This is a genomic window from Streptococcus sanguinis (assembly GCF_019929225.1).
In the GTDB taxonomy this organism is placed as follows: Bacteria; Bacillota; Bacilli; order Lactobacillales; family Streptococcaceae; genus Streptococcus; species Streptococcus sanguinis_J.
The window spans coordinates 122,286-148,141 of record NZ_JAHZPA010000003.1; the positions used below are offsets into that span (position 1 = coordinate 122,286).

Sequence of the window (25,856 nt, forward strand, 5' to 3'; positions counted from 1 at the left end):
GGTGCTGTCATGGATAAGATTTCAATGACGCTGACAGTTTATTTTGAAGAGGGATTTTGGCACGGTCTTTTCGAGCAGGAACATGCTCAATCTTATAGAGTTTGCCGAGTCACCTTTGGTGCAGAGCCTAGCACGCAGGAATTGTTGGATTTTCTAAACCGTTATTATCATCGGTTGCAGTTTAGTCCTAGCATCAGAGTTAAGGAGATAACTAAGTCGGTCAGTCCTAAACGCCTGCAGAGACAGGCTAAAAAGGAGCAGATGGCTTCACGGTCTTCAAAGTCTCAGGAAGCGCTGAAGTTGCAATTTGAAGAGCAAAAGAAAATCGCTCGAGTCAAGCGCAAGCAACAGAAAGAACTGGCTAAGCAAAGGAAATTTGAACTCAAACAGCAAAAACGGTTGGAAAAGCACAAGGGGCATTGAGCCTGGTTTTTCTTATTTATATGGGAAAGTCTTCCGATGGGAGGCTTTTTTGTTTGTCAGGAAATCGGTGAGTTGCTTGAAAAGCGAAGTGATTTCTCCAAGTCGTTTCATTTGACAGATGTAATCAAAGGTATTACAATATAATCATAAAATAAAAATTACAAGAGTAATTTGAAAAAGGAGAAATTATGATTGAAATTACATATTTGGATGCTGTCAAGCAGGAGCGGAAGATGACCTTTGAGTCTTATCAGGAGTTTGAGCAGTCCCAGCAAGCCTGCTTGATTGGTGTGGCAGATTATTACCCAGTTAAAAAATTGACTTATAAAGGGCATGATTTGAATTATCAGGGTACTTACGGCGACGTCTTCTTTTTCCTGATGAAGCAGGATTTGACAAAGTTTGACTAAGAATAAAGGAGAAAAATAATGGTAAAAGCAATTACAGATGCGACATTTGAGCAGGAAACGAAAGACGGTTTGGTGCTGATTGATTTTTGGGCGACTTGGTGCGGACCTTGTCGGATGCAGGGGCCAATCCTCGACAAACTCTCAGAGGAACTTTCCGAAGATGAGCTCAAGATTGTCAAGATGGATGTGGATGAAAATCCAGCTACAGCACGCGCCTTTGGTATCATGTCTATCCCGACCTTGCTCTTTAAAAAAGACGGTCAGGTCGTCAAGCAGCTAGCGGGCGTTCATACTGCCCAGCAGATTAAAGCGATTGTGGCAGGCTTGGGATAAAGTGCGTGGAAGATTAAATTAGACCTATTAAAAATTGAGACTGCTCAGGTTATAGAGTGGTCTTTTTTTATTGCGATTGTAACAATAAGAAGTCAATTTAAAAAATTTGTTCGAAAATTCACATTTTAAGGTATAATAAGTAGAGGTATTTTTTCCAATGGGTCTCGTTAGGGAGCCGGGTTATTTAAAAATGATGGGAATGTGGTAATATTAATGATTGAGTTGCTAAAACATCTTTTATTTGTTTTTATGATTTTTACACCATTTGTTGCCCCAGCGATTTTGTGTTTCTTTGTGGGGTGGATGATTCCTAGAGAGCAGATCACTCAAAAAAGAATCATACTAGTATTAGCCTTGTTGATTCCAATTTTGCTTTTGATTTCCTATTGTGCCCCTCAGATATTAGGCCTAGTTTTTTGGAGTCTGATTTGGTTTTTCATCGGGCTGCTGCGAATGAAGAATTATACTAAGTCACAGTACTGGACAAGATGGCTTATATTTATCGCTTGTTTTAGTGCCTATATTTTACTTTATCTCCGCTTTTTTGGATCGCTTGATTTTTATTAAACTTAAAAAATCAGCTTGAAGCAAAGCTTCAAGCTGTTTTTGTTTATTTTTTATTCCCCCGACTCCTCGCTGTAAGCAATAATCTGATCAACTGTGTCTGACAAGAATTGAATGGTGTCGCGGAGTGGTTTGTCAGTCGAAATATCTGCTCCGATAATCATAGCTGACTCAAGCGGAGTCTTGCTGCCGCCAGATTTGAGCAGCTCAAGCCAGTCACGGGCACCATTTTCGTCATTTTTCAGGTGTAGGTAGCCAGCGGTAGAGATGACCAAGCCTGCGGAGTAAGTATAGCTGTAGAGTCCCATGTAGTAGTGGGCTTGGCGCATCCAAGTTAAGGCAGCATCGTCGTCGATTTCAACGGCATCGCCCCAGAATTCTGTCAAGACTTCTTTCATAATAGCGTTGAGTTTACTTGCGCCGAAGGTTCCGCCTTCTTCAATCAAAGTATAGACCTTGCGTTGGAAGGCAGCTTCCAGCAAGTGGGTGATGAAGTTGTGGAAGTAAGTATCCGTCAGACGGTGAGCCAGGGCAAAGCGTTTCTGGCGTGGGTTATCAAACTGGCGTTCCAGATAATCACTGAGCAGGAGCTCATTAAAGGTAGACGGTGCTTCCACATAGTAGGTGGACATGTGGGCATTGAAATAGCTTTGGTGATTGTCGGAGAAGATAAACTGACCAGAGTGGCCAATTTCGTGAATCAGAGTATAGACATCACTCATACGTCCAGTCCAGCTCATGAGAACATAAGGGTGAACCCGATAAGGATCAGCAGCATAGCCTCCAGAGTCCTTTCCGGCATTGGCCGCAAAGTCGACCCAGCGTTCTTCCTTATAGCGGGCAACTTCTTGGCAGTATTCTTGTCCGAGTGGCTCGACTGACTTCATGACGAGGTCATAGGCATCATCAATGCTGACTTCGGGATTGAGCTCGCTGTCCAAGTCCAGCTTCCAGTCGGCAAAAGTCATTTTTTCAAGTCCGTTTACCTTAGCGACATGCTTGAGGTATTTCTGAGCTACTGGGGCAAATTCACTCATAATCAAGTCAATCTGCCAGTCAAACATAGAGCGATCAACTTCTTGCTCTGCCAGCAAGTAGTCAAAGACAGACTCATAGCCCTTCATGTCAGCCAGTAATTTTTCAGACTTGACCTGAGCTAGATAAGCAGCTGCGGCAGTGTTTTGATGCTGACGAAGTCCTTCTGAGAAAGAGCGGAAAGCTTTTTCGCGGATTTCTGCATTTTCATGGTTTTGATAGAAATTCTCATAGGTGACAAAGCTGTTTTTGTAAACTTTGCCGTCTACTTCAAAGTCAGCCATGGCAAAGTCGCCAGCCCGCATCTTGGTATAAATATCCTGTGGACTGTAGAAGACTTCGCCTAGATTGGTCAGAGCTTTTTCGACATCCGCTCCCAGATAGTGGGCTTTTTTGATTTTAGCCTGGCGAATGGCTGAGGTCAAATGGGGCTCTTGGCCTAGTTTCTCCAAGACAGCTTCGTCTGCACCGACTAGGGCGTCGTCAAAGAAGCTGAGTGCGACATTGGCCTCGGTCTCAAACTCCATGGCTGCTTGGGCAATCTGCGCAAAGCTCTCGTCGCCAAAATCAGTGGTCTGTGGCATAAAGCCGTAGTTACCGATGTGGCTGATTTGGATATAAATCTGCTCTAACTCAGCAAAAGCCCGTTCAAAATCTTCGAAAGTGCTAAGCTTGCCTTGATAATCACGGACGAATTTCTGGATGTCCTCTCTGGCCTTTTCGATGGCCCGCAGGAAGTCCTCTTGGTCTTGGTAAAGGGCCGTTAGGTCCCAGAGTTCATTTTCCGGAAATTCAGAACGATGTTTTTGTTCCATAGTCTACTCCTTTTGTCGTATATAGAAATAGTATAGCAAAAAATCCCCCAAAATGTCTTTGGGGGAGAAGGATAAGTCAGTAATTTTTAGCTGTTTATCAGTTCGAGGATAAAAGTCAATGTTTCTTTGTGGCAATCTTTTTAAAAAGCAGTAGATAAGAATACGAAGAGAACCAAGCCCAATAAAAGGGTGAAGACGTTTTGAGTTCCTTTTGTCATATTGGGAGCTTGATTGGCGATGACAGCTGTGACTGCAGTACCTATTGCGCCCGCAAAGGTCTGGGCCAGCTGAAACAGCGCAGTCGTATCTGCGGTTTTTTCTTTATCAACTTGAGTCGTCGCTAGGGCAAGTGTGTTATTGAAGGCCATGTTTCGCCCCAAGGTAAAGCAAATATAAATCGCAATAACAGCTGTTAAGGTGAGTTCTTTTGTGAAGATAAGGAGCAAGAATACAGCAAGGAAAAGAAGTGAATTTCCTGTAAAAAGGGTTGGTTTAGGACCATTTCTATCATAGAGTTTGCCAAAGACAGGAGAGAGGAAGGCTCCAAGCATGGTTCCTGGAAGCAGTGCAAATCCTGCCTGAGCGGTTGAAATGTCTTTTTCTATGACTAGGAAGTTGGGAATCAGAAAATTAGCCGATAGGTTTATAAATTGAAAAATGAAGAAGGGTAAAATAGCCAATAAGACCGTCGGTTGCTTTAAAATCCGAATATCTAGGAATGGATGATCAATCTTTAAGCTCCGATAGATGAAGCAAGCTAGTGGTAGTAGACAGAGAATAAGATAGAGCCAATCGATATGTCCTTCTTCTAAGCTGGAGATGGCTACAATGGCAAAGACGAGTGAGCTTGCTAAGAGGAGAAATGAGAGAAGATCAAAGGCGCGTTTCCTCGACTGTTCGGAATTTCTTAAAAAGAAAAAACCAAGAATAAAGGAAATGATTGGGACAGGAAGAATAAAGGTATAAATCATATGCCAGTCAAAACGACTAATCATAAAACCACCGTAAGTCGGACCAATTGCTGGTGCTAGGCTGACCACCATACCAGACAAGCCCATGTAGGTTCCAATTTTTTGCTTAGGAACACGCTCAACAATCAAGTTAAAGAGCAAAGGAATGGCTAATCCAGTAGCTCCTCCTTGCAGGATTCTCCCTATCATCAAGATGGGAAAGCTTGGAGCCAACATGGCAATCAGAGTTCCCAAGCAAAAGTTAGCCAAAGCAGTAAAGAGGATAGTTCTCTCTTTCCAATTGTGGGCTAGGGTTGCTCCTAAAGTAATCGTAATGGCCACTGCTAGTAAATACCCTGTTGTAATCCATTGCAGCGTTCCCAATCCTAACCCAAAGACCTTACTTAGATGTGGGAAGGTTACATTCATACTGGTTTCAGATAAGATGCCTGCAAAGCTGACTAAGGCTGTCGCAAGGAGCGAGAAAAAATCTTTCTTTTCAACTGTTTGATGATCTGGCACGATTGTCTCCTTTACATGTTTGAAATGAGTCACTGTCTTTATTATAAAGCAAGAAGTTCACTTTGAAAAGTGAATAGTGGCTATACCGCCATCTTATTTGACGAATCGAAAGGGAAAAAAACGAACTCAGCCAGCCAGCTATAATCAGCTATAGAAAAGAAAAATAGATTTTCAGTACTTTTATAGAAAAAAAGCCATTTTCAGTCTTTTTCTTTTGCCTGAAATTGTGGTAAAATAAGGTCTGTACGTGCTTGATACAAAGATGAGGATATAATAAGCTACTAAGGCTATGATATTAAAGTCACAGTGCTAACTGAACACGTCCTATAGGTTGCTTAAGGTCTTAGTATCTTGATGAACTGAACACGACCTAAAAGCTGTGTAAAAAAGATAAACTGTCTTTTCTTCATCGAAGACTTCGTCAGTTTCTTATTTTTACTTTGCTTTTAACGGGCTTAATATCTTGATCTTTGTAGCCAAGGCGTATGAAAAAATTTGAGCATGTGCTCGGCAAGGAGTCTTTATGACAAAACAAGTTTTTAAAACCGTTTTTGCAGGTCGTGAGCTGGTAGTTGAAACCGGTCAGGTTGCAAAGCAGGCAAATGGCAGCGCCGTTGTTCGATATGGAGAAAGTACCGTTTTAACTGCGGCAACCATGTCCAAAAAGATGGCTACTGGTGACTTTTTCCCATTGCAGGTCAACTATGAGGAAAAAATGTATGCAGCTGGGAAATATCCTGGCGGCTTTAACAAGCGCGAAGGCCGTCCGTCAACAGATGCGACTTTGACTGCCCGCTTGATTGACCGTCCGATTCGTCCTATGTTTGCGGAAGGTTTCCGCAATGAAGTTCAGGTTATCAATACCGTTCTTTCTTATGACGAAGATGCTTCGCCTCAAATGGCTGCTATGTTCGGTAGCTCTCTGGCTCTCTCTATCTCAGATATTCCTTTTAACGGCCCTATCGCAGGAGTTCAAGTCGGTTATGTAGATGGTGAATTTATCATCAACCCTAGCAAGGAACAAAAAGAAGTTTCGCTTTTGGAACTGACAGTGGCTGGTACCAAAGAGGCTATCAATATGGTAGAATCTGGAGCCAAGGAACTGTCTGAAGATATCATGCTGGAAGCTCTTCTCAAAGGGCACCAAGCGGTCAAAGAATTGATTGCCTTCCAGGAAGAAATTGTCGCAGCAGTCGGCAAGGAAAAAGCAGAAGTAGAATTGCTGCATGTTGATGAAGAGCTGCAGGCTGAGATCATCGCAGCCTATAACAGCGACTTGCAAAAGGCTGTTCAGGTAGAAGAAAAGCTGGCGCGTGAAGCCGCAACTCAGGCTGTCAAAGACCAAGTCACAGCAGTTTATGAAGAGAAATATGCGGACCACGAAGAATACGACCGCATCATGCGTGATGTGGCTGAAATCTTGGAACAAATGGAGCACGCGGAAGTGCGTCGTTTGATTACGGAAGATAAGGTCCGTCCTGACGGTCGTAAGGTTGATGAAATCCGTCCGCTGGATGCGGAAGTGGATTATCTGCCGCGCGTTCATGGTTCTGGTCTCTTTACTCGCGGGCAAACTCAAGCCTTGTCTGTCCTGACCTTAGCACCAATGGGAGAAACGCAAATCGTGGACGGCTTGGATCCAGAATACAAGAAACGCTTCATGCACCACTATAATTTCCCGCAATACTCTGTCGGTGAGACAGGTCGTTATGGGGCTCCTGGCCGTCGTGAAATCGGACACGGTGCTCTTGGGGAACGTGCCTTGGAGCAAGTCTTGCCTAGCTTGGAAGAGTTTCCTTACGCTATCCGCCTGGTAGCAGAAGTCTTAGAGTCAAACGGTTCTTCCTCCCAGGCCTCTATCTGTGCGGGCACTTTGGCTCTGATGGCAGGTGGTGTACCGATTAAAGCACCGGTTGCTGGTATTGCTATGGGCTTGATTTCAGATGGCAGCAACTATACGGTTCTGACGGACATTCAAGGTTTGGAAGACCATTTTGGCGACATGGACTTTAAGGTAGCTGGTACCCGCGAAGGGATTACCGCCCTGCAGATGGATATCAAGATTGAAGGAATTACAGCTGAGATCTTGACAGAAGCTCTTGCTCAGGCTAAGAAAGCTCGTTTTGAAATTCTGGACTTGATTGAAGCGACGATTCCTGCTCCACGTCCTGAATTGGCTCCAACTGCTCCGAAAATCGACACCATCAAGATTGATGTGGACAAAATTAAGATTGTCATCGGTAAAGGTGGGGAAACCATTGATAAGATCATCGCTGAGACCGGCGTTAAGATTGATATTGATGAAGAAGGTAATGTATCCATCTACTCTAGCGATCAAGACGCGATTAATCGTGCGAAGGAAATCATTGCTGGCTTGGTCCGCGAAGCGAAAGTGGATGAAGTTTACCATGCCAAGGTTGTTCGGATTGAGAAATTCGGTGCCTTTGTCAATCTCTTTGACAAGACGGATGCACTGGTTCACATCTCAGAGTTAGCTTGGACTCGAACCAACAACGTCGAAGATGTTGTACAAATCGGTGATGAAGTGGATGTCAAGGTTATCAAGATTGATGCCAAAGGCCGGGTAGATGCTTCCATGAAAGTATTGCTGCCGCGTCCACCAAAGTCTGATAAGCCAAAGCATCACCATGACAAGGGACATCATCCGCGCAAGGAGCACAAGGGTCATAAGGACCATCAAGAAAGCCCTAAAACAGAAGAATAAGAGGTCGCTTATCCCTGTAGACCTCATCAAAAATCGGCAGAGGCGAGCCTAGTTCTCGTCTCTCCTTGTTTAGAGAAGGAAGGAGGCTAGCATGGGTTGGTGGAAGGAATCCATTGATATCGTAAAAGAAAATGACCCAGCGGCACGAACGTCGCTGGAAGTCTTACTAACCTATCCGGGCATTAAAGCTTTGGCGGCCCACCGCCTCTCGCATTTTTTGTGGCGGCACGGCTTTAAGCTGCTGGCGCGCATGCACAGTCAATTCTGGCGTTTCTGGACCCAGATTGAGATTCATCCCGGCGCTCAGATTGAGTCGGGTGTCTTCATTGACCATGGCAGTGGCCTGGTGATTGGTGAAACGGCCATTGTGGAGAAGGGGGCTATGCTTTACCACGGTGTGACCCTAGGCGGGACGGGCAAGGATACAGGTAAACGCCATCCGACTGTGCGTCGGGGTGCCTTGGTCTCTGCCCATGCCCAAGTTATCGGACCAATTGAGATTGGCGAGAAAGCCAAGGTCGGAGCCGGTGCAGTTGTCGTGGCTGATGTTCCAAGTGATGTGACAGTTGTTGGTGTACCAGCGAAGATTGTTCGTGTTCACGGTGAGAAAGACGAGCCAACCATTCACGAGGTAGAGGAGAAACGGGAATACTATCTAGACAAGCTAGAGCATGCCCGTGAAGCCAGCCACCATTCGTCAAGTCTGTAGAAAAGGTTGGCAAAGTTATCTAAGTAAAATATGACAGGAGGAACCGACATGTCAGATTTATCAGATGCTATTTTGAACCAGGTAGTCCTTGAGCTGAAAGAAGGCTTAGAAGGTCCCGCCAAGGAGCGTTTTACAAAACTGCCACCTAGCCACCAGCGCGAATGGGCTCGCTATATCAGTGAAGCCAAAAAAGATGAGACCAAGCTGCGCCGCATAGAAAAGATGAAGGTGAATTTGCTGGAGCCTTAAAAAAAGAGAAGTTATGCTATTAGAGGAATTTGAAGATGTAGCTGGAGTTATTGAGCCAACAGATAGGCAGATTATTGATAAGGGTGAAGTTTGCGAAACCATTATCCTGTCTTTTAATGGAGAAATTCTGAAACGTTTGATTGAGTCAGAAGCAGTCTATCCAGGAGGCTATTTGAAAAGCATAAACGGACAGCATCCATGGTATATTTACCGCCAAGGTCCTAGCAAGCTAGCAGTTATGTTGGCTCCAATTGGGGCTCCCATGATAGTTGGCCAGCTGGAGGAGTTGGCGGCTAGAGGCTTCAAGAATTTCATCATTCTAGGTTCCTGCGGCGTTTTGGACCGCTCAATTGAAGCAGATAAAATCATCTTGCCTGCAGCCGCATTGCGAGATGAAGGGACTAGCTACCACTATGCCCCACCGGGTGACGAAGTAGCCTATGACGAGTCTCTGCTGGTCGAGCTGGAAGCCATCTTTGACAAGCACGATATAGAGCATATCCGCACCAAGTCCTGGACGACTGATGCCTTTTATCGAGAAACGCCTGATAAGGTCAAGCGTCGCTTGGCTGCTGGAGCCAAAGTGGTGGACATGGAAGCTTCAGCTATCATGGCTTGGAGTCAATTTCGCAAGAGTAAAGTCTATCAGTTCTTCTACACAGCTGACTATGTGGATCATCATAACCGAACCTGGGATGCCCGCCATGAAGAGCGGACAGTTGATGCCATGACTTTTTTCACTATCGCTTTGACAATAGCAAAGGAACTAGAAAGGTAACTACAAGAATGGCAGTATATTTTTACGGCTGTATCACCATGGATGGCTACTTGGCAGACAGCCAGCACAGGATAGACTGGCTGCATCAGCTTGGTTCTGTAGAGGATACAGGCTATGATGACTTTTACAGGCAAATGGATATCACCATCATGGGCAAGCGGACCTTTGAGGAAATCCAAGATTTGCAAGATGTAGAAAGTTTTTATCAAGCTACGGAAAACTATGTCTTTACGCATGATAGGCACCTGCCTGTCAGCAATTACCAGCCAGTAGCTGGGGATGTGGTGGAGTTTGTTCACCAGATTGACAAAGGCAAAAATGTCTTTGTGATTGGTGGTAATTCCTTGGTAGGACCGCTCTTGGATGCGGATCTTTTCGACCACCTCATTATTCAGATAGCGCCCCTTATCCTAGGAAAGGGGGTTCCCCTCTTTACCCAAGAGGAAGGGCAGCGCTTTTACCAACTGGATAGCCTCAGACAATTTGGCCCTTTTGCAGAGCTGGTTTTCAGCCGAAAAAGTCAGAAATAGAGAAAGGAGTGGACCGCATGATTAAAATTTACGACACCATGTCTCGTGATTTGCGAGAATTTGTCCCTATTGAGGATGGCAAGGTTAAGATGTATGTCTGTGGGCCAACGGTCTACAACTATATCCACGTGGGCAATGCCCGCTCAACAATAGCTTTTGATACCATTCGCCGTTATTTTGAGTATCGGGGATTTGAAGTCAATTATATTTCCAACTTTACAGATGTGGATGATAAGATTATCCATCGGGCCAAGGAAGAAGGCATCACACCAAAAGAAGTGGCTGATAAGTATATCGCAGCTTTTCGTGAGGATGTGACGGCCTTGGGCGTGAAACCTGCGACTCGCCATCCGCGAGTGATTGACTTTATGGAGGCAATCATTGACTTTGTGCGGACTTTGGTGGACAAGGGCTACGCCTATGAGTCAGAGGGCGATGTCTATTTCCGTGTGGAAAAATCTCACAATTATGCCAAATTAGCCAACAAAACCCTGGCAGACTTGGAGTTGGGTGCTTCTGGTCGGACAGATGAGGAGACCGCCCGCAAGGAAAATCCGGTAGATTTTGCTCTCTGGAAGGCAGCTAAGCCGGGTGAGATTTCCTGGGACAGTCCTTGGGGAGCAGGTCGTCCGGGTTGGCACATCGAGTGCTCGGTCATGTCGACGGAGATCTTGGGCGATACTATTGATATCCACGGTGGAGGAGCAGACCTAGAGTTTCCTCACCATACCAATGAAATCGCCCAATCAGAGGCCAAGACTGGTCAGACTTTTTCCAACTACTGGATGCACAATGGCTTTGTCAACATTGACGATGTTAAGATGTCCAAGTCTTTAGGCAATTTTATCACTGTTCACGATGCCCTCAAGACCATTGATGGCCAGGTGCTGCGTTTTTTCTTTGCTACCCAGCATTACCGCAAGCCTATCAATTTCACAGAAAAAGCTGTTCATGATGCAGCGACCAATCTCAAGTATTTGAAGAATACCTATGAGCAGCCTTTCACGGGTCAGGCAGACTCTGCTCAGCTTCAGGCCTTTCTGGACAAGTTCACCGCTGCTATGGACGAAGATTTCAATGCGGCCAACGGTATCACGGTTGTCTTCGAGCTGGCCAAGTGGATCAACTCTGGCAACTACACTGCTGAAGTTAAGGCAGCCTTTGCCAAGCTCTTAGAAGTTTTCGGTATCGTCTTTGTAGAAGAAGTCTTGGACGCGGACATTGAGCGCTTGATTGAGGAACGCCAAGTGGCGCGGGCTAATCGGGACTTTGCGACTGCAGATCGTATTCGGGATGAATTGGCCGCTCAGGGCATCAAGCTTTTGGATACTAAGGACGGAGTGAGGTGGACCCGTGACTGATGTCAACCTGATTAACGGCATTGCCCTCGCCTTTGAGGGAGATGCTGTCTACTCCATGTATATCCGGCGGCACCTGATTTTTCAAGGTCTGACCAAGCCTAATCAGCTGCATAGGGAAGCGACCAAGTACGTCTCTGCCAAGGCTCAGGCTAATCTCATCTCTCTCATGCTAGAAGAAGGGATTCTGACGGAAAAGGAAGAAGATATCTACAAGCGCGGCCGCAATGCCAACAGCCACACCAAGGCTAAGAATACGGACATCGTCACCTACCGGATGTCGACCGGCTTTGAGGCAGTCATGGGCTACCTGCATATGACCGAAGCAATTGAGCGGCTGGAAGAGCTGATTGACTGGTGTATCAAACGGGTGGAGGAAAGCAAATAAAAAAAGATTTTCTAGCTCCGTTTACAAGCTAGATAAATTGAACATATCTAAAACAGAGTTGCTGCGGCAGCTCTTTTCTTTAGTGTCTGTATTTGCTATAATATACAAAGTAGAAAGCATTTATAGGAGAAAAACTGTGAAAAAATACTTTACTCTGTCGGTAGCGACTTTATCTTTGCTTTTGCTCTGTGCTTGCAGTAATAAGAAGCAAACAGAATCTTCTTCTAGTAGGGTTTCTAGTAGCAAGACTAGCAGTTCCTCTAGCAAATCTTCTTCTAGCAAAAAGGTTGAAAAAACTGATATAAAACTTTATGATTCTATTTTGGATATGTATGCTCAGGCGATTCAGAATCCGAAAGCTAATCAACAAAACCAAGAGATTAATTGGATTGTTTCTCAAGCAAATATTCATCCACAAGTTTATAGTGGAGTCTTCTATAGTTATTATGACCTAGATAAAAACGGAACAGAAGAGTTGATCGTTGCTATGGGGCGCGTGAATGCTGATGTGAAGTATGATCTTCTGGATATTTATACTATTGATGACCAAAAACCACTTCGATTGACAAATAAAGAGAACCAGTTGGATATGATTGGAGAGCGGATGATTTTGGCTCCTTTGGAAGATGGATCATTCCTTTATAGAGGAGCTTCTTCAGCTACTGAGGCTCAATATATTCATTACAATTTCAATCAAAAAGGCAATGCACTGGAAAAAGTGGCAGAGGGAGCAAGTCAAGACTCACTTGGACAATTGCCTGCTTTTCTAGATTTATCTATTCTGGATTGGAAAGTCTTGGGTAAAACGGAAACGAATACGGAAAGTTCAACATCTTCTATGGATGAGGAAGCTATCAAAAATGGAGACTACTCTAGCATTGTAGGAACTTGGAAAAGTGGTACTGGAAATACATTGGTGTTTGATGCCAATGGTTTGGTGAGCGAAACTCAACATTTGAGTGAATATGGTGCAAGAGATATGTATGGTTTTGTTAGTATTGGAGTCCTCCCTAAGCAAGGTGCAGGTGGTTATGTAATAGCTTTTATACCTAAAGGAAAAGACTACACTATCACTAATGCAGGAGAAACATATAAAGATGCATCAGACCATGAACGAGATCGGATATGGGCGGGTCAAGGACTTGGAACCAATACAGATCCAAATTCCTTTTATTATAAAATAGACTGAAAAGACTAGCTGTCCTCCATGGCAGCTAGTCTTCTTTATAATTTTCGTAAAATTCCACCTTAATCCTAATAAAGGTTTCCAAGTCTCGCAGGAGCTGCAGGAGCATGGCTCGGGTTTCAAATTCCTGACGGGTCTTAGGGAGTGGCCGCTCGCGAAATACGGTCAAATAGTTGTCAATCTCGTCCAAGAGGTCTCGGGCGGGATTTTCTTGGCTCAGCTGCTTAGCGGTCTGGGAGAAGAGGCGGGCTAAAATCAAGCTTTCACTGGCTGCTAGATGGCAATTGTTGATATTGCTGGCCATGTCTTGCAGGATACGATTTTGGGCCTGCCGCATTTCAAAATAGTGGATATGGTAGTTGGTCTGGTGAAAGAGGTGGTTGGAGTGATCCAGATAGACCAGCTGCAAGGCCTGCTGCAGAATCTGATGCAGCTCCTTGATCAGAGCTGCGTCATTTCGGCCATCTCCAGATTTTAAGAAATATTCAAAGCGTAGCAAAATCTTTTTCAGCTGTTCCTCCACTTGCTCGTGGTAGCTCTCAATCTCTTGCTGGCGTGAGGGCATATAGAGATTGGCTAGCAGAGCAAAGCCAGTTCCAATAAGAAATAGAGCTAGCTCATTTCCAAGCAGTGACCAGGAGGTGGATTTTTCTAAGAGCAGATGGGTGACCAGGACGGTGCTGGGGGTAATGCCAATTTCCCAGCCAAGCCGAAAGGCCAGAGGCACATAGATCGCGATATAGATGGCCAATGCTCCGAGATGAAAACCTAGAAAGTGAAAGGCCAGACTTCCGATAGCCAGAGCCAGCAGGGTAGATAAAAAGCGATTGCCAGCCAGCTTTGCTGTGCTGCGGCGGGTATCAGTCACGCTGAGGATGGCAATAATTCCGGCTGAAGTTGAGTAAGTCAGACCTAAAAAGTCAGACAGCCAAGCAGCTAGACAGGTAGCTAGTACAAGCTTGATGGTACGTTGGAGGAGAGACATGAGTAAGAGTTTCCTTTTTTAGACTTCTTTCTATTATAGCACGACTGGTAGGGAATTTTGGAAGCTGCTGATTGCTTTTTATCAGAGCAGAATTCTGTCTCGCCCGAGTAAATCCTGCCGCCATTTTTTCGCCTTTGTGTTATACTAGTCCTATGGAAAAAAACGATATTGTCTACGGTGTGCATGCGGTGACAGAGGCTCTCGCGGCTAACACTGGAAATAAACTCTACATTCAGGACGACCTGCGTGGCAAAAAGGTCGATAAAATCAAAAATTTAGCTGCAGAAAAAAAAGTTTCCATCTCCTGGACGCCTAAGAAGAACTTGCAGGAAATGACCGATGGGGCTGTTCACCAAGGGTTTGTCCTGCGGGTGGCGGAGTTCGCCTATACTGACTTCGAGGTGCTGTTGAAAAAAGCAGAGCAAGAAGACAATCCACTCTTATTGATTTTGGACGGGCTGACTGACCCACACAATCTGGGATCTATCTTGCGGACGGCTGATGCGACCAATGTGGCTGGAGTCATCATTCCCAAGCACAGGGCCGTCGGTGTGACACCAGTCGTAGCCAAGACCTCAACGGGCGCTATTGAGCATATTCCCATTGCCCGTGTGACCAATCTCAGCCAGACTCTGGACAAGCTCAAGGAAGCTAGTTTCTGGATTTTCGGGACGGATATGCAGGGGACGCCTTCTCATAAGTGGAATACAGCAGGCAAGCTGGCCCTCATCATCGGCAACGAAGGCAAGGGGATTTCAACCAATATCAAAAAGCAGGTGGACGAGATGATTTCCATTCCTATGAATGGTCATGTCCAGAGCCTTAATGCTAGTGTCGCAGCGGCTATTCTCATGTATGAAGTATTTCGCAATCGCCTATGAAAAGAAAAATCTTACTGGTGGACGGCTACAATATGACGGCCTTTTGGCGGGAAACTCGTCCTTACTTTAACCGCGGAGAGCTAGATGCAGCGCGAACGATTCTGCTCCAGAAGCTCAGCAATTATGCTAGCTTTGAAGGACTGGAAGTTATCTGCGTCTTCGATGCCCAGTATATGCCGGGAGTTCGGCAGACCTACGAGGAGTTTAATGTGACGGTCGTTTTCACTGAAGAGGAGGAAACGGCAGATGACTATATTGAGCGCTTGGCAGCTGAACTCAATACACCCAAAAATCAGGTGTCAGTTGCGACTAGCGATCTCAATGAGCAGTGGACTGTCTTCGCCCAAGGGGCTTTGAGAGTTTCCGCTAGAGAGCTAGAGAAGCGAGTGGCTGTTACCAAATCAGACCTTAATAAGCTGAGCGGACAAATCAACCTGCAAAGACCGCCCTTGCGACCGATGGACAGCCAATCTTTGCGCGATTTACAAAAAATGATGGAGAAAAAAGATGACCTTTAAAATTTTAACTGATTCAACAGCAGACCTGCCAGAAAACTGGACTCAGGAAAATGATGTGCAGGTCCTAGGCCTGACCATTCAGCTAGATGGCCAAACCTATGAGACAGTTGGCGCAGGCAAGCTGACCAGCCAAGAACTTCTAGATAAGATGGAGTCTGGCAGCAAGCCGACTACCAGCCAGATTAATGTTGGCCAGTTTGAAGATGTTTTTCGAACCTATGCCAAGGAAGGGACACCAGTTCTCTATGTGGCCTTTGCTTCAGCCCTATCGGGTACTTATCAGAGTGCTGTAATGGCACGGGAGATAGTCTTGGAAGATTTTCCAGATGCGCTGATTCGCATCATTGATACCAAGGCGGCTTCTATGGGCGAAGGTCTATTAGTCATGAAGGCGGCAGAAGCTAGAGCGGCAGGCCAGACCTTGGAGCAGACAGCGGACCTGATTGAGAGTTTGGTGCCTAAGGTCAAGACTTATTTTCTGGTTGATGACCTCAATCACCTCATGCGGGGCGGTCGGATTTCCAAAACTGCTGCGCTTATGGGGAGCTTGGTCAATATCAAGCCCATTATCGCTGTCAGGGGAGATGGGACTCTGGACTCGGTCGCTAAGGTTCGCGGTAAGAAAAAGGCTCAGGCCGAAGTGGTCCGCATGACTCTGGAAGGAGTTGCTGACCCGCGGGTGGTCATCGCCTACGCAGGTGCCAAAGAGATTGCTGAGAGTTTAAAAGCCCAGCTGCTGGAAAGCGACCAAGTAGAGGAAGTTCTCCTCATGCCTCTGGGACCTGTCATTTCTACCCATACTGGTCCTGGAACTTTGGGACTCTTTAGTATTGCCCAAGACATTCAAGATTAAGAAAGAATGAAATCGCTATTTCATAAATAATTGCTTCAAATCTATTGCTTTTGCCTACTATTTTTGATATGATAGTAGGCGGTATTGTTTACCCCATTTGTAAGGCCCCGGAACCTTTCAAATAACTCGCGGACCGGAACATCCGCCCTGTAAACAAAAACGATATTCATATAGGAGAAATCATGAACAAAACAACATACATGGCTAAGCCAGGTGAAGTTGAACGCAAATGGTACGTAGTTGACGCTACTGATGTACCTCTTGGACGCCTTTCTGCTGTTGTAGCAAGCGTACTTCGTGGAAAAAACAAACCAACCTTCACACCACACACTGATACAGGTGACTTCGTAATCGTTATCAACGCTGAAAAAGTAAAATTGACTGGTAAAAAAGCGACTGATAAGATCTACTACACTCACTCAATGTACCCAGGTGGATTGAAACAAATCTCAGCAGGTGAGCTTCGCTCTAAGAACGCTGTTCGTTTGATCGAAAAATCAGTTAAAGGTATGCTTCCGCACAATACTCTTGGCCGCGCTCAAGGTATGAAGCTGAAAGTATTTGTAGGCGCTGAGCACACTCACGCTGCACAACAACCAGAAGTTCTTGATATTTCAGGACTTATCTAAGGAAAGGAACAAATAAGCTATGTCACAAGCACAATATGCAGGTACTGGACGTCGTAAAAACGCTGTTGCACGCGTTCGCCTTGTTCCAGGAACTGGTAAAATCACTGTAAACAAAAAAGATGTTGAAGAGTACATCCCACACGCTGACCTTCGCTTGGTTATCAACCAACCATTCGCAGTTACTTCAACTGTTGGTCAATACGACGTTTTCGTAAACGTTGATGGTGGTGGCTACGCTGGTCAATCAGGCGCTATCCGTCACGGTATCGCTCGTGCCCTTCTTCAAGTAGACCCAGACTTCCGCGATTCATTGAAACGCGCAGGCCTTCTTACTCGTGATGCCCGTATGGTAGAACGTAAGAAACCAGGTCTTAAGAAAGCTCGTAAAGCTAGCCAGTTCTCAAAACGTTAATCAATACGATTATACCAACGTTTCAAAGCACTCAAGAGTTTACCTCATGGGTGCTTTTTTTATGTTTTTTGAAAAAGTTCACCTCAAAGTTTACCTTATTTTCACCTTATTATTTTAGAGATTTTAAGGCAAATTCACCGACTGCCATAGGGACTACATTAGAAGTATTTACATAAATCTGTGTTGTCCCTGTGTCGCTATGTGTTAGAGCTTCGGAAATAGCTTCTAAGCTCATTCCTGCTTGTTTAGCGAGTGTTGCTCCTGTATGACGTAGTTTGTGTGGCGTAGCGTGTGTAAGCTCTGGGTGTCGCTTTTTGATAGTTTTCATCTTATTATTAAGATAGTCAGCATGTAAAGGCTTATTGATATTCCCTCTGGTATCTATATAAGTGAAGATGAATTGTTCTGAATTGCTGATGATACCAAACTTTGCCAGTTCATATTTTCGTTGCTTTTTCCATAAAGTCAGGAGTTGAAGCAGGTCGCTAGAAATAGAAAAGATAGTTTTTTTATTTCCTTTGGTAGATTTTACTTGTCCGTACCTATCTAAAGCCTGAATTAACTGAATTTGAGATTTTGAAAAATCGATATGTTTCCACTGAAGAGCATATGTTTCTGATTTTCTATCTCCAAGGAAAAAGGTGAGATAAAAAAGGACGTAATCTTTGAGTGATATTTTATCGTTCTCTAAATCTTCTTTAAAAGCTGAGAACCATGCTTGAAGTTCTTCTTGAGATAAATATAAATCTTCCTCTTTTTTAGATTCTTGTAACTTGATTTTCTTAGTCGCTTTGATACGATTTATTGTTTTAGATAAGCGGTTAGTTTCTATGTACTCTAATTCTTTTGCCTAGTTAAAGATAGAGTTAACGTAGCTTCTAATAACTTTGAAATTTGCATATTCATTTTTTTAGTTCTTTTTCTGGATGAAAGTTCTAAAATGAAGTTAGCCACTTCCGAGTACCAAAAAACATCTCAGAGAGGTATAATTGTAATCACCACAATAACAATTAGAAAGACTTTGAGATGCAAGACTATTATACACCAAGATGATTTTTCTATGGCTGTCCCTGCCTTTTACCTTTTCTCCCATGAACTTTTTCTTAAAAAATCCCTTGTCAGGAATTGGACAAGGGATAGGATTCTTTTAGGCTTTAACAGCATCGCTGACACTCTTTGCGACGACTTTTGCGACACCTTCTTGGAATGGGTCTGGAATGACATTGGTAGGACTTAATTCTGAATCAGGAATGAGGCTGGCTATACCTTTGGCAGCGGCAATCTGCATTTCTACTGTAATCTTCTTCGCACGCGCATCTAAAGCACCACGGAAGATACCAGGAAAGGCTAATACATTATTGATTTGATTCGGAAAATCGCTTCGTCCTGTCCCGACAATATAGGCACCTGCGGCCAGAGCCTCATCAGGGAAAATCTCAGGAGTTGGATTCGCCATAGCAAAAATAATGGGCTTGTCATTCATCTTGGCAATCCACTCAGGATGGAGGGCGCCTGGGGCAGAAACACCGATAAAGACATCTGCTCCCACTAAAGCATCTGCCAAGCTGCCACTAGCTAAGCGTCGATTGGTCACCTTGGCAATATCTTGGTGATGTGGAGCTAGCTTGTCATGGTCTTCTTCGCTGATGATACCAAAGCGATCGACAACTGTCACATCTGTAGCGCCTGCAGCTAAGAGTTTGCGAGTGATAGATAAGCCGGCTGAACCGCCACCATTCACTACAATTTTTGCCTTGTCCAACTCTTTTTGAGCTAGCTTCAGGCTGTTGAAGAGGGCAGCCAAAACAACGATTGCTGTTCCATGCTGATCATCATGGAAAATTGGAATGTCGCATTCTTCAATGAGTCGCTGCTCAATTTCAAAACAACGTGGTGCAGAAATATCTTCCAAGTTTACCCCACCAAAGGTAGGCGCCATTGCTTTGACTATACGAATAATCTCTTCTGGATCTTTTGTATCCAAAACAATCGGCACTGCATCAACATCCGCAAATCGTTTAAAGAGCGCAGCTTTTCCCTCCATAACAGGCATGGCTGCAGCTGGACCGATATCACCCAAGCCCAATACAGCTGTCCCGTCGCTGACTACAGCCACTGTATTTTTCTTTGTAGTCAGTGTATAAGCTAAATCTGCATTTTCTGCGATTGCAGAAGATACGGAAGCAACACCGGGTGTATAGGCAATACTCAGATCATGGCGATTATCAACCGCAACTTTTGAGACAACTTCTAGTTTTCCGCCATTCGCTTTTGCTTGTTCAATGGCCAATTGACCTACATTTTCTACCATTTTGATAACTCCTTTTTATTATTTTATTCTTATTTAAAAATCATTCGTAAGATAGCGGTCATGATAATGACTGTAATTGCCCCACCTAGTCGAGTAGCAACTTGGGCAAATGGCATCAAGTTCATCCGATTTGCTGTACTCAGGATGGCAACATCTCCTGTCCCTCCCATGCCACTTTGACAAGCTGAAATAATACCAGCTTCGACAGGATGCATGTTCAAGAAACGGGAGACAAAGAAACCTACTGAAATGACAGTAAAGACAACACTGATGACCACAATAAAGTACGGTAAGCTTAAGGTGGCTACTACATCCTTCAAAGGAATATAGAGCAAGCCAAGTCCTGCCATAAGCGGGAAGGTAAAGTTTCCTGAAATAAATTTATAGAGTTGCTTTGCACCGTTTTGTGTTTCTTGTGGGATGACATTGACATACTTCATCAAGGCTGCAATGACAATCATAAGGACTGGTCCTGGGAATCCAGTCAGGTGCTGCATGAGGTGGCCTGAGATAAAAAGGGTACATGCGGTTAAGACCCCTGCTCCCATCATTTTGACATCAAGCGGACCAGACTTATCTTCTAAAATATCTGATAAATCTTCCTTGTCGCTAACCTTAACCAACTGACCCTGTCCTGACAGTTCAGGCTTTTTCTCACCAAGTCGGCTGAGGAGAGCTGTACAAAGAATGGCAAAGAAGTTTCCGATGATAGTAGCCGGAATCAGCTGAGCAACCAATTGTTCACTCGATACACCCGTAATAGCACTATAGCCAATGGAAAGCGGAAGGATCCCTTCACCAATTCCTCCAGCAAGGACTGGGGTTACAATGTAGAAGAGGGTATGTTGCCAATCCAGCCCCAGAAGGACACCAACAAGGGTTCCAACTGCCATAGCACAAATCATTCCTAGAAGCATCGGAATAATCATACGAAAAAGACCCTGAATGAGCATTTTACGGTTCATCCCAAGGATACTACCAGAGACCAAACAAGCAATATAGAAATACAGAAAATTCGCTTGTTTCATCAATACATTCGTAGCTTCCAAAATATTGGGGTTAATCAAATTGAAAAAGACGAGAATTGAAGGCACCAAAAGCGAGAGAATCGCTGGGCCACCAAAATTTTTCAAGCCAGGAATATTAGCTCCTATTGTCCCGAGCAACCAACCCATGGTAAGGATTACTGCGAATCCTCCTAGCATATTGACAGGTAGCTGCTGTAAAAGACCTGCTGCTAAGATAAGAGCTGACAGACAAAGGTATACCGGCAAGGGAACGGAGCCGACCTTAATATCTGAAATGGATTGTTTTGTTGCAGTCAAGTTTGGCTGCTGTTTTGCTTTCATGTTAGCCATGAAAGTACCTCCTTTTTAGTTCTTGGTTTTAGTATAAAAGAAGTCTGTTGTTCTGTGAAGATTATTTAATTAATTGAAGTATTTCAATTTATTTAATTAATTTAAGCTAGATTCTCTAAAAAAATATGTGGTATACTAAAATCGGAGGCACTCTATGAAGAAAAAATTATCCCTTTGGGCCTTTCTTTCCTTGTTTTTAATCGGGGTGTTAACCCTGATACTATCTATCTTTTACTATGAAACAACCCATGAATCCTATCAGATTATTCGCACTCAGGAAGAGCGCTTTTTAAAAACAGCTGCTCGGATGATTGCCAAGAATCAGCAGATTATCGCTATGCTAAAGCAGGACGAATCAGATCAACAGGTGCAGGACTACACCCTTGCATTGGCTGAGGATTCTCATCTGGATTATATTGTAGTGATGGACTTATCTGGGACGCGATTAACTCATCCGAATCCTTCAAAAATTGGAAAATCCTTTCAAGGAGGAGACGAAAAAGCCGTCTTCAATGGGCAGGAAATCCTTTCTGTCGCTGAAGGAAGCTTAGGGGAATCCCTACGCTACATTGTTCCTGTCTATGATGATAAGCAGCAGATAGGTGCCGTTGCTGTTGGGTTGAAATTGACGACATTAAGCGATATTTCTCAGCAGAATATCCAACAGTATACACGTGCATTGGTCATTAGCATTCTCCTTAGTTTACTGGTAACCAGTAGCATTTCCTATTTTCTTAAAAAACGGCTCCATAATCTAGAGCCAAATGAGATTTTTCAAAATCTTGAAGAGCGCAATGCCATGTTGGAGCAGACTCATGCCGCTGTCTTTGTCCTTGACCAACAACACTATATCCAGCGTCACAATCCGGCTGCCACCCGTTTATTAGGAGCTTATTCTGATAATAAAAAGTTAATTGGGGAACGCTTGGATGATCTCCTTCCTATGCTCAATGAGAAGCATTTTGCAACCCAGAACGAACAAATTGTTTCATTCAGAAACCAGGATTATCTCTTGTCTATATCTCCAATAGTTGTGCAAAATCAAAATCGTGGCTATGTTGTCTTTATGCGCAACGCAACAGAGACCCTATTGCAGATGGAACAACTGGCTTATACCACCACATACGCCTCCGCCTTGCAAGCCCAGACCCACTCTTTTATGAATCAATTGCATGTTATCTATGGTCTCGTTGACATTGCATATTATGATGAGCTTAAAGTCTATTTAAAGGAGCTCTTGGAGCCACAGAATGAATTTTTGACCAGTCTATCCATGTTGATCAAAGACCCCCAGCTGGCTAGTTTTCTTATTGGAGAAAAAGAAAAGTTTTCTGAAAAACACACCCAACTGCAGTTTGAAATACGAGAAGAAGTCGGCCTGCCACAGATGGCAGATCAGCTTCATCACTACATTTTTATTCATCGGTATATCAACACCTCATTGCTCCATTTTACATTGCCAGAGACCATCCAAATACAGTTGTCTTATCAGGATAAACTGTTGCAGACAGAATATCGATTTTCTGCTCCAACATTTTTGAGCGATAATTTTCTAGCTTCTCTTCAAGAACCCTATTTTCAGCAACTACTTGCAGATGCAGATGGAGAGTATGAGTTTAATACGCAAGAAGATACGATTGTTATTTCTACACGCATTGCCTATTAAGGAGACGGAAATGAACGTTTTAATTATCGAAGATGATCCAATGGTGGAATTTATTCACCGTAACTACTTAGAAAAAGTGGCTATTTTTCGTGAAATTTACTCTACCAACAGTCAGATTGAAGCACATCACTTTCTTGAAAAATATCCGATTGACCTCATCCTGCTAGATATCCATATCAAGGATGGCAATGGTCTGATCCTGCTCGAGGAGTTACGAGCCAATCATATTAATGCAGAGGTTATTGCCATAACTGCTGCTAGTGAGGCTCAAATAGTCAAATCTAGTTTTCACCTTGGAGTGATTGACTACCTCATCAAGCCCTTTACGTTTGACCGTTTTGAAGTAGCAATCCAGAGATTTTTACAACACCATAAGGCCTTTGATGAAGCTACCGTGGGACAAGAAACCATTGACCACTACCATCATAAATTTTCCGTTGCCAACCCTGCTAGCCATCAAGAATTGGATGAAAAAGGTTTGTCAGAAGCCACTTACCAACATATCCTTCAAGCAATCTCTCGTCTAAAGCAACCTTTTACCATTCAAGAATTGGCTGATGCTAGTCGATTCTCCCATGTGTCTGTCCGAAAATACGTCGCCTACATGGAAGAACAGGGGGAGCTGATAAGTGAACAAATTTATACGAAAGTCGGGCGCCCCTTCAAAGCCTATCGTAAGGCTATTCAATAGCTTGAATCAATTAGACAAATATATACACATTCCGCAAAAAAACCACTCGATGTCAGTTTTCTTAACTGGCATCGAGTGGTTTTCTTCAAAAAGCTGTATGTGTCAAGTAAAACTCGGAAAGTTTTAAAAAAACCTATAGTAACTTTTTAGCTGCCCCGTTTAAAGGATTTAAGATCCCATATAGCGTGACTGTTGCAGCGTGTAGAGTTCTGTGAGTGTCCTGTCTCGCTTTTTTAACAGACGAAGGAAAGTTCAGGCTGTATTTTCAGTTTTCTTTCGCCTCAGATAAACTAGGGTTGTAGAAAGAGCAAGTAGAATCAAGAAAATCAAAACTGTATGGTAGACATCTGGAATATAATGTGTTTCCGAACGTATCCACTGCAGGGAATGAGTAAAATAAGCCTTCAATTCTTGACCACCACCAAGGAGCATAGGGAGCAAGTGAATCCAAAGTTGCAGGAGCAACCAGAGACTAAGCCAGATTGTCAAGAAGTACTTGCCCACTCTTTCTTGAAAGATAAAAAGGCAAATACAGATAAAATAGATGAGAAAGAAAAGCCCATCTTCCCGCTACGACCGACTAACAAGATAAGTCTCGCCAAAATCAAGTCCTGTCATATCCAGAGAAAACCACAGCAATAAGATAAGGTTGCTCTCAATAACTTTTTCTTTACACATAACTATTCTCTGGTCTCTATATTGCTGAACTTGTTAAGCGACTATATAATAGCAAAGATTTAAAAGATGCTTTTCCAAATTCTGAGGAACGCTTAAAACATATCCTGGAAAATCAAGTTTATGGATTTGCACCTTCAGAGATTATCTATAACATCTCGACTAATTTTATCTTTGGAAATCTCTCTCAAGATATCAGTAGAAAGAACTTTGTTCTAGAAGATACTATTCCTGCTGCTAAAGAAGGTAGGATTCAGGAATTAGTAGATAATCATTTCGGATAGAATGGTTAAAATATAATAAAAGTTTCTATTTCTATAAACAATCTAGCAGAATAATAACAATTTAAATGGTGTGAACTTTTTAGTAAATTCTAGCTCAATTCGTGTATTTTTAGGGTAAAATTCACACCATTTAACTGAAACTTATTCAAATTAGATGAAATTAGTTTTCTAAAAAAAGCGGGGAAACGCTGATTTAAAGGGAATTTTGGAACTTATTCAAATATAAATGTATCCAACCAGGTCTTAAGAAAAAAGGTAGAGAAAAAGGTAGAGTTTGGATTGAAATACAGTGCAATATATCGCATTTGGCAAAAAGAAAAAACGCTTTAAATCAGCGTTTTTCTTATGTATTGATTCGTATTGAACCCCTACTTAACTTCTGTAAAAACTAAATAAGGTAAATTTTTGATATTCTGGTTCGATTTTCGCTTATTTTTTATGAAAGTTTACCTTATTTTAATGAAACTGATTGAAATTAGTTAAAATTTTATTTTTTGAAAAGTTATGAAAACGTTAATTTTAAAGCACTTTGAAATTAGATGAAATAAGTGGTGCCCCAACCAGGTCTTAAGAAAGCTCGTAAAGCATCACAATTCTCAAAACGTTAATCAATACGATTATACCAACGTTTCGAAACACTTCATGGTTCACACCATGGGGTGTTTTTTGGATGATTTTTAGCAAAATTCACACCACTTTTCACACCATTATTTATTTAAGGAACGATAAGCAATCTCTCCAACAGTCATTGGGATTACATTTGAAGTGTTAACATAAGTCTTAGTCGTAATCGTATCACTATGCGTAAGAGCCTCTGAAATTGCTTGCAATGATGTCCTTGCTTGCTTAGCTAGTGTTACTCCGGTATGATGTAGTTTATGAAGTGAAGCTTTTTTTAACCCTGGATATTATTTTGTAAATAGTCTTTTGTGTTATAATGTAGAAACGATATGAAAAAAAGTATTGGTTTAGATACTGCAAATTTCACTTTGTGTAAACATGAGAAAATTTGAATGTAGATAATGATGAGAGATGGTTTGAAATGATAAGTTTAGAGCTGATGTCTGAAGAAAATAGTATAGATGTCTATTTTTTTGAAAAAGAAAATCGGGAGTATTTTGAGCGAAATTTACCTCCTAGACCAGGTAACTATTTTGCTCCAGAAAGTTTTAAGGAAATTACAAGGGAATTGTTAACGGAACAAGAAAATCATGACGCCTACATGCATCTTATTAGAGATTCGCAAGGCGCTATGGTCGGAAGGATCAATTTAAGTGTTTTAGGGAGTGATAGAAAAACAGCAGAACTTGGATATAGGATTGGAGAAAAATATACTAATTTAGGCTATGCAAGCGAAGCGGTTAAACTCGTTTTAGACAGGGCATTTAGTACTTATGGTTTAAATAGAATCATTGCGGGAACAGCAACGGATAATCTGGCCTCTAAGAGAGTGCTTTTAAAAAATGGTTTCACTTTTATTAGGATCATAGAAAATGACTTACAAATGAATAATGAGTGGGTGCATACAGCAGTATTTGAGATAAGGAATCTATAGTATTATCATTCCCAGTTTACTGGTAGAATCAATGGAGTTATCAAACTTTACTAACATTCAAGA

23 protein-coding genes and 4 pseudogenes are annotated in these 25,856 nt (G+C 43.1%); 20 read left to right on the top strand and 7 right to left on the bottom strand.

From position 1 onward, the window contains the following. Positions 1-9: 9 nt before the first annotated feature. From K1I80_RS06835 to trxA, 3 genes are all read left to right on the top strand, one after another. Positions 10-423, top strand: a complete 414-nt coding sequence (locus K1I80_RS06835; RefSeq protein ID WP_223313807.1) for a YjdF family protein — start codon at positions 10-12, stop codon at positions 421-423. Positions 424-611: 188 nt separating this feature from the next. Beyond that, a complete protein-coding gene (locus tag K1I80_RS06840) occupies positions 612-833 on the top strand; it encodes a DUF4649 family protein (protein ID WP_002899027.1) in 222 nt (73 codons plus the stop codon). 18 nt (positions 834-851) lie between these two features. After that, entirely contained in the window at positions 852-1,166 is a 315-nt protein-coding gene (gene trxA / locus K1I80_RS06845; RefSeq protein WP_223313808.1) for a thioredoxin, read from the top strand. A 617-nt stretch (positions 1,167-1,783) separates the two neighbouring features. Here trxA and pepF read toward each other — a convergent pair. Next, positions 1,784-3,580: an oligoendopeptidase F gene (pepF, locus tag K1I80_RS06850; RefSeq protein ID WP_223313809.1), complete on the bottom strand. Its 1,797-nt coding sequence runs from the start codon at positions 3,578-3,580 to the stop codon at positions 1,784-1,786. A 115-nt stretch (positions 3,581-3,695) separates the two neighbouring features. Continuing rightward, positions 3,696-5,052: pseudogene (locus tag K1I80_RS06855) on the bottom strand (MFS transporter). 523 nt (positions 5,053-5,575) lie between these two features. Between K1I80_RS06855 and pnp the strand changes: the two are divergent. From pnp to K1I80_RS12100, 8 genes are all read left to right on the top strand, one after another. Continuing rightward, positions 5,576-7,777: a polyribonucleotide nucleotidyltransferase gene (gene pnp, locus K1I80_RS06860; RefSeq protein ID WP_223313810.1), complete on the top strand. Its 2,202-nt coding sequence runs from the start codon at positions 5,576-5,578 to the stop codon at positions 7,775-7,777. A gap of 91 nt (positions 7,778-7,868) precedes the next feature. Beyond that, positions 7,869-8,486 carry a serine O-acetyltransferase gene (gene cysE, locus K1I80_RS06865; RefSeq protein WP_002899011.1) on the top strand — a complete coding sequence of 206 codons (618 nt, stop codon included), beginning with the start codon at positions 7,869-7,871 and terminating at the stop codon, positions 8,484-8,486. Positions 8,487-8,516: 30 nt separating this feature from the next. Next, positions 8,517-8,735 (top strand): YdeI/OmpD-associated family protein, encoded by a 219-nt coding sequence (locus K1I80_RS06870; protein ID WP_002911671.1) that lies wholly within the window; start codon positions 8,517-8,519, stop codon positions 8,733-8,735. A 13-nt stretch (positions 8,736-8,748) separates the two neighbouring features. Then, complete coding sequence (locus K1I80_RS06875; protein WP_223313811.1) at positions 8,749-9,513, top strand: nucleoside phosphorylase; 765 nt, start codon at positions 8,749-8,751, stop codon at positions 9,511-9,513. 8 nt (positions 9,514-9,521) lie between these two features. Continuing rightward, a complete protein-coding gene (locus tag K1I80_RS06880; protein ID WP_223312162.1) occupies positions 9,522-10,043 on the top strand; it encodes a dihydrofolate reductase family protein in 522 nt (173 codons plus the stop codon). A 17-nt stretch (positions 10,044-10,060) separates the two neighbouring features. Then, complete coding sequence (cysS, locus tag K1I80_RS06885; protein WP_223313812.1) at positions 10,061-11,404, top strand: cysteine--tRNA ligase; 1,344 nt, start codon at positions 10,061-10,063, stop codon at positions 11,402-11,404. Continuing rightward, positions 11,397-11,789, top strand: a complete 393-nt coding sequence (locus K1I80_RS06890; RefSeq protein WP_111675294.1) for a Mini-ribonuclease 3 — start codon at positions 11,397-11,399, stop codon at positions 11,787-11,789. The genes cysS and K1I80_RS06890 overlap by 8 nt, the downstream gene beginning before the upstream one ends. A gap of 136 nt (positions 11,790-11,925) precedes the next feature. After that, positions 11,926-12,978, top strand: coding sequence for a DUF6287 domain-containing protein (locus tag K1I80_RS12100; protein ID WP_223313813.1), 1,053 nt, complete (start codon positions 11,926-11,928; stop codon positions 12,976-12,978). Between the two features lie 25 nt (positions 12,979-13,003). On the opposite strand, the gene K1I80_RS06900 is transcribed toward K1I80_RS12100, so the two are convergent. After that, a complete protein-coding gene (locus K1I80_RS06900; protein ID WP_223313814.1) occupies positions 13,004-13,960 on the bottom strand; it encodes an aromatic acid exporter family protein in 957 nt (318 codons plus the stop codon). 152 nt (positions 13,961-14,112) lie between these two features. Between K1I80_RS06900 and rlmB the strand changes: the two genes are divergently transcribed. From rlmB to rpsI, 5 genes are all read left to right on the top strand, one after another. After that, positions 14,113-14,841, top strand: a complete 729-nt coding sequence (rlmB, locus tag K1I80_RS06905) for a 23S rRNA (guanosine(2251)-2'-O)-methyltransferase RlmB (RefSeq protein WP_223313815.1) — start codon at positions 14,113-14,115, stop codon at positions 14,839-14,841. Beyond that, on the top strand, positions 14,838-15,359 hold the full coding sequence (locus K1I80_RS06910; RefSeq protein ID WP_002902298.1) for an NYN domain-containing protein: 522 nt from the start codon (positions 14,838-14,840) through the stop codon (positions 15,357-15,359). The genes rlmB and K1I80_RS06910 overlap by 4 nt, the downstream gene beginning before the upstream one ends. Further along, positions 15,349-16,212: a DegV family protein gene (locus K1I80_RS06915; protein ID WP_223313816.1), complete on the top strand. Its 864-nt coding sequence runs from the start codon at positions 15,349-15,351 to the stop codon at positions 16,210-16,212. Before K1I80_RS06910 ends, K1I80_RS06915 begins: the two co-directional genes overlap by 11 nt. A 182-nt stretch (positions 16,213-16,394) precedes the next feature. Further along, positions 16,395-16,841, top strand: coding sequence for a 50S ribosomal protein L13 (gene rplM / locus K1I80_RS06920; protein ID WP_002893769.1), 447 nt, complete (start codon positions 16,395-16,397; stop codon positions 16,839-16,841). A gap of 19 nt (positions 16,842-16,860) precedes the next feature. After that, positions 16,861-17,253, top strand: a complete 393-nt coding sequence (gene rpsI, locus K1I80_RS06925; protein ID WP_002902303.1) for a 30S ribosomal protein S9 — start codon at positions 16,861-16,863, stop codon at positions 17,251-17,253. Between the two features lie 109 nt (positions 17,254-17,362). On the opposite strand, the pseudogene K1I80_RS06930 reads toward rpsI, so the two are convergent. From K1I80_RS06930 to K1I80_RS06940, 3 genes and pseudogenes are all read right to left on the bottom strand, one after another. Beyond that, positions 17,363-18,157, bottom strand: a pseudogene (locus tag K1I80_RS06930) (site-specific integrase); the annotation flags it as partial. Positions 18,158-18,400: 243 nt separating this feature from the next. Continuing rightward, complete coding sequence (locus K1I80_RS06935) at positions 18,401-19,564, bottom strand: NAD(P)-dependent malic enzyme (RefSeq protein ID WP_223313817.1); 1,164 nt, start codon at positions 19,562-19,564, stop codon at positions 18,401-18,403. Between the two features lie 29 nt (positions 19,565-19,593). Next, positions 19,594-20,913 carry a 2-hydroxycarboxylate transporter family protein gene (locus tag K1I80_RS06940; protein WP_223313866.1) on the bottom strand — a complete coding sequence of 440 codons (1,320 nt, stop codon included), beginning with the start codon at positions 20,911-20,913 and terminating at the stop codon, positions 19,594-19,596. Between the two features lie 163 nt (positions 20,914-21,076). Between K1I80_RS06940 and K1I80_RS06945 the strand changes: the two genes are divergently transcribed. The 3 genes and pseudogenes from K1I80_RS06945 to K1I80_RS06955 all read left to right on the top strand — a co-directional run. Beyond that, entirely contained in the window at positions 21,077-22,588 is a 1,512-nt protein-coding gene (locus K1I80_RS06945) for a Spo0B domain-containing protein (RefSeq protein WP_223313818.1), read from the top strand. Between the two features lie 10 nt (positions 22,589-22,598). Continuing rightward, on the top strand, positions 22,599-23,279 hold the full coding sequence (locus K1I80_RS06950; RefSeq protein WP_223313819.1) for a response regulator: 681 nt from the start codon (positions 22,599-22,601) through the stop codon (positions 23,277-23,279). A gap of 686 nt (positions 23,280-23,965) precedes the next feature. Beyond that, positions 23,966-24,238 (top strand): annotated as a pseudogene (locus tag K1I80_RS06955) (hypothetical protein); the annotation flags it as partial. 707 nt (positions 24,239-24,945) lie between these two features. Here K1I80_RS06955 and K1I80_RS06960 read toward each other — a convergent pair. Beyond that, a pseudogene (locus tag K1I80_RS06960) lies at positions 24,946-25,137 on the bottom strand (site-specific integrase); the annotation flags it as partial. A gap of 143 nt (positions 25,138-25,280) precedes the next feature. On the opposite strand from K1I80_RS06960, the gene K1I80_RS06965 reads away from it, so the two are divergent. After that, a complete protein-coding gene (locus tag K1I80_RS06965) occupies positions 25,281-25,793 on the top strand; it encodes a GNAT family N-acetyltransferase (protein ID WP_223313867.1) in 513 nt (170 codons plus the stop codon). Positions 25,794-25,856: the final 63 nt, after the last annotated feature.